General features: G+C 65.9%; 5 protein-coding genes. All 5 read left to right on the top strand.

The annotated features are described in order from the left end of the window. Positions 1 to 294, top strand: a 294-nt coding sequence (locus A5779_RS08515) for a hypothetical protein (protein ID WP_064880831.1), incomplete at its 5' end; no start/stop codon positions are given. Between the two features lie 4 nt (positions 295 to 298). After that, positions 299 to 895, top strand: a complete 597-nt coding sequence (locus A5779_RS08510) for a class I SAM-dependent methyltransferase (protein WP_064880827.1) — start codon at positions 299 to 301, stop codon at positions 893 to 895. 142 nt (positions 896 to 1,037) lie between these two features. After that, entirely contained in the window at positions 1,038 to 1,862 is an 825-nt protein-coding gene (locus A5779_RS32865) for a type VII secretion target (RefSeq protein ID WP_082941590.1), read from the top strand. A 16-nt stretch (positions 1,863 to 1,878) separates the two neighbouring features. Then, entirely contained in the window at positions 1,879 to 2,637 is a 759-nt protein-coding gene (locus A5779_RS08500) for a hypothetical protein (protein ID WP_131811606.1), read from the top strand. Positions 2,638 to 2,651: 14 nt separating this feature from the next. Continuing rightward, positions 2,652 to 3,933 (top strand): C40 family peptidase (locus A5779_RS08495; protein WP_064880823.1); only part of this gene is annotated, 1,282 nt, incomplete at its 3' end.

Here is a 3,933-nt window from a genome sequence, read left to right as displayed (position 1 = left end):
CCATGGTTGCTGACCGGTACCGGGTCCCGCAAGCACCGGCTGATCGAGGCAGCCGGCCATCTGAGCCTGATGGTCGAGCGGCTCGAGCCGACGGTGCGCTATGTGGCCGTCGACGGCGCCGTCGACCGCATCGAACCCGGCACCGACGAGCAACTCGTCGAGATGACCAAGCGCTATTTGGCCCCGGAGAAGGTGGAGCCGTATCTGGAATTCGCCCGCCGCGAGCAGGGCGACAGCGTGGCAGTGTTCCTCAAGCCCGAGCACTGGCTGTCCTCCGACCTGGGTTCGCTCTAGCTCGGTGAGTTCGCGTCAACGCTTGTTCCGGTGGCTGTACCGGGTGGGGTTCACCCCCTGGGACGGCCACCCGTTGGCGCATAGCCTGATGGCGATCGTCGAAGGCACAACACACGCGTTGACGCCTCCCGGGACCGCGCTCGACGTTGGCTGCGGCACCGGGGACAACTCGGTGTACCTGGCCAGACACGGTTGGCGGGTCACCGGTGTTGACTACGTGGCCAAACCGCTGAAGAAAGCACGCGCCAAGGCCGCCGGACTGCCCGCGATCTTCGCCAAAGCCGATGTGACCCAACTGAGTTGGTCAGGTATCGGAGGCGGCTTCGATCTCATCGTCGACAGTGGCTGCCTGCACGGCATGAACGCCGACGACCGCGACGCCTACGTCCGGGAGGTCAGCGCAGTGGCGGCCCCCGATGCACAACTGCTGATCGTGGCGTTCATCCCGGGCGCATCCATGGGTGTGCCCGGGATCGGGTTCGACGAAGTGGTCCGGCGCTTCAGCACAGGCTGGACGCTGCTGTCCAGCGGGGACGAGCCGGCGATGGACCACAACGGGGCGAACGCAGCGCGGTTCTATCTGTTCCGCCGCACCGCATGAGGGCGCCCGACAGCGAGCCGCATTACACCCGGCGGCATACTATCGGCACCACTCCGCAGTAAATCCACAGGTAGTTCACAGCCGTTCTCCCGCAACGGAATTGGTGCCAGGCCCGACCCTGCGGCGCCATTAGGCTTCCGCTATGACCTCGCCGCTGCGCGTGAATCCCGCCACCCTCCGGTCGGCCGCGGGCGATTTCGACCATCTGGGTACCGACAGCGCCGGCACCGGCACCAATCTGCAATTCTCCGCACTGCCCGCCCAGCTTCCCGGTTTGAGCAGCGGTGACGCCTGCCGGCAGGCCGGAACCGCTGTAGACACCGCATGCCGGCGAGTGGCAGACCAGTACGCCAAACTTTCGACCAATCTGAACTCGGCGGCCGACACATACGAGAAGACCGATGCCGACCTGGGCAAGAAGGTGAAGAAGGCCGGTGAGGGCACAGGTGGGCCGGACGACGGCGGCGAAGGCGCCACTCCCCCACCGGCGGCCCAGCACGGGCCCGAGGCCATTCCGGTGGATCAGGTGACTTACGACAAGGGGTCCTGGCCATCGGGCCAGGACGCCACCCGCAACTACATCAACCAGGCGTTGGACCAACGCGGCGTGACCGATCCCGCGGCCAGGCAACGCTGGATGGACGCCTACCTGACCCTGACCGAACACGAATCGTCCTACAACCCCATGTCGGTCAATGACTGGGACGTCAACGCGAAACCGCCGAACTCGACCTACAACGTGTCCGACGGCTACGGCAACGGGTGCTCACGCGGACTCGCCCAATGCGTCCCGGGAACCTTCGCGCAGTACCACCAGCCCGGGACGTCGAACAATATCTACGATCCAGCCGCGAACATCGCCGCATCGATGAACTATCTGGTCGGGGAGTACGGCGTGAATCCCGACGGATCCGACATCCGGGCGAAGATTCCGCAGACGAATCCCGGCACCCATCAGGGCTACTGAGATGACAGGAGAATTGATGAAGCTCACGCGCGCAGTCTCGATCGTCCTGACCGTAGGCGCCATGGTGGCGGGCCTGACGGCATGTCAGGACACTCCGGTCGTCGGCACACCCAGGGCCGACGGCTCTTCCGCGACCACAGGCATGAGCCACCCCGCGACGAGCCCTGCCAACCCGGTGTCCACGACAGCGCCGAACGCCGACGCCGTGCCCACAGCCGCGTGGGTCCACTCCAATCGCCTCCCGCTCAACGACTCCCAGCATTGGCCCAATCTGGCCGACTCGGCACAGCCGTTGGGAAGCAGCACGTTCCAGATCGACAGCCTGTGTGGAGGCACGCTGGCGCAACTCGGCGGCGGCGAGAACGCACGATCTCTGATCGATCGAGGCGACGACAACTGGTCGGCGCAACAAGTGATCGTCCACTATCCCGGCGATCCCTGGACCATGGGCCAGACCGCGCACGCGTTGTTCACCGCCACGTTGGACACGCTGACCGAATGCCAGACCACCTCTCCGACAGCGCGACTGACCATGACCACCCCGAAGCAGTTCTGCCCGAGCGTGCAACGCGGCGGCTGCAATCAAGTCGCAGCCGAAATTCGACTGCCGGACAAGCACATCACGGCGCACGTGTACCTGGCAGTCGTGGGAAGTACGGTGACCGAACTGAGCGTGTGGTCCACCGGAACACCTGAGGCACAGTGGCAGACCGTTGCCGACGAGGATGTCTTCGCCGCCATGAACCCCCAGCTGTGCTCGATCTGGGAATGCTGAGGAACTAGCCCGACATGACGATGACGATCTCCGAGGTGAAGAACTCTCACCCCGAGCAGTTGACCGATGCCGGTCATCGCGCGGCGGACTCTGCCGGCAAGGCTTCGCAGCAGATCGCCGAAGGGCACGGCACCCTCAAGAAGCTGGACGAGGGGTGGAACGGCTCGGCCGCCGACGCCGCGAATGCCAGTGCGAACCGTACTTTCACCGATCATCAGAAGGTGGCGGACGCCCTGCAGCGGCTGCAAACGGTCCTCACCGACGGCGGCGGGCGGTTGTCCGCCAGTCGAACCGCCCTGATCGACGCGGTGGACAACCTCACGCAATACGGCTACCAGGTGGCCGACGACGGCACCGTGTCAATCCGTCCCGGCGGCCCGCTGGATGTCGCGGCGAAACTCAGTCCGGTCACGGCCCTCGAGATTCGGCAACTGGCGGCCGCCAACTCGGTCAAGCTCAAGACTCTGCTGGCCCAATTCGACAGCCAGGACCGCGAACTCGCCGATGCAATACGCAAGGCCACCGACGGCCTGAACCCGACCGAGGACAAACCCAAGGACCCGAACACCCCGCCGCCACCCCCTCCCGACCAGCCGAAGCCCGCCAGCGACGACACCAACGCGCCGGTTCCAGGTCCGGACGCCAAACCGGGCGACCCCGGATACAAGGTGCCCCACGCGCCTGGCGACCCCGCGGAGGTGGCTCCCAAGCCCGGGTGGAAGGTCGATGCCAAAGGTGAGACGAACCCGCCCGGATACCCGGCGCAACCACCGGGCGAGGCGCGGGATCAGAACTGGCGTGACTACCTCAACGGCAAGAACGGCGACGGCACCCACCGGCCGTCGGGAGAGCCCCCTGCGGCCTACCCGCTGCCGGAGGCGGTCACCGACAAGAAGCTCAAGATCATCGGTGCGGCCGAGAATCAGCAGGGTACGCGCTACGTCTGGGGCGGCGGCAGCAAGGACGGCGGCACTTCAGGAGCACCGGCCAAAGGGACGGATCCGTACGCGGACCAGATGCACGACTACGAACACACCGGCTTCGATTGCAGCGGCCTCTCCGAATACGCCATCTACCAGGCCACCGGGTATGACCCGGGCAAGGGAACATCGGTGCAGTTCGGGAACATGACCGAGGGGGCCGGAGCATTCGGGTCCGTGGTGCAGACCGGGCCCAAGCTGGACACCTCGCAATTGCAACCGGGCGACGTCATCTACTACGACGGCGGCCTGGGCGTCGCGGGGGCGCACGTCGCGATCTACATGGGCAACGGTGTCACGGTCGAGACCAGCGAAT

The sequence above is a fragment of the Mycolicibacterium peregrinum genome, from assembly GCF_001665625.1.
GTDB classification, from domain to species: domain Bacteria; phylum Actinomycetota; class Actinomycetes; order Mycobacteriales; family Mycobacteriaceae; genus Mycobacterium; species Mycobacterium peregrinum_B.
The sequence above is the reverse complement of the archived record's forward strand: the minus strand, read 5'-3'. Positions and strand labels throughout refer to the sequence as shown.

Bases quoted from the DNA above. Each gene is read 5' to 3' on its own strand.
- A5779_RS32865 (WP_082941590.1), top strand. From the start codon at position 1,038: ATGACCTCGCCGCTGCGCGTGAATCCCGCCACCCTCCGGTCGGCCGCG.
- A5779_RS08500 (WP_131811606.1), top strand. From the start codon at position 1,879: ATGAAGCTCACGCGCGCAGTCTCGATCGTCCTGACCGTAGGCGCCATG.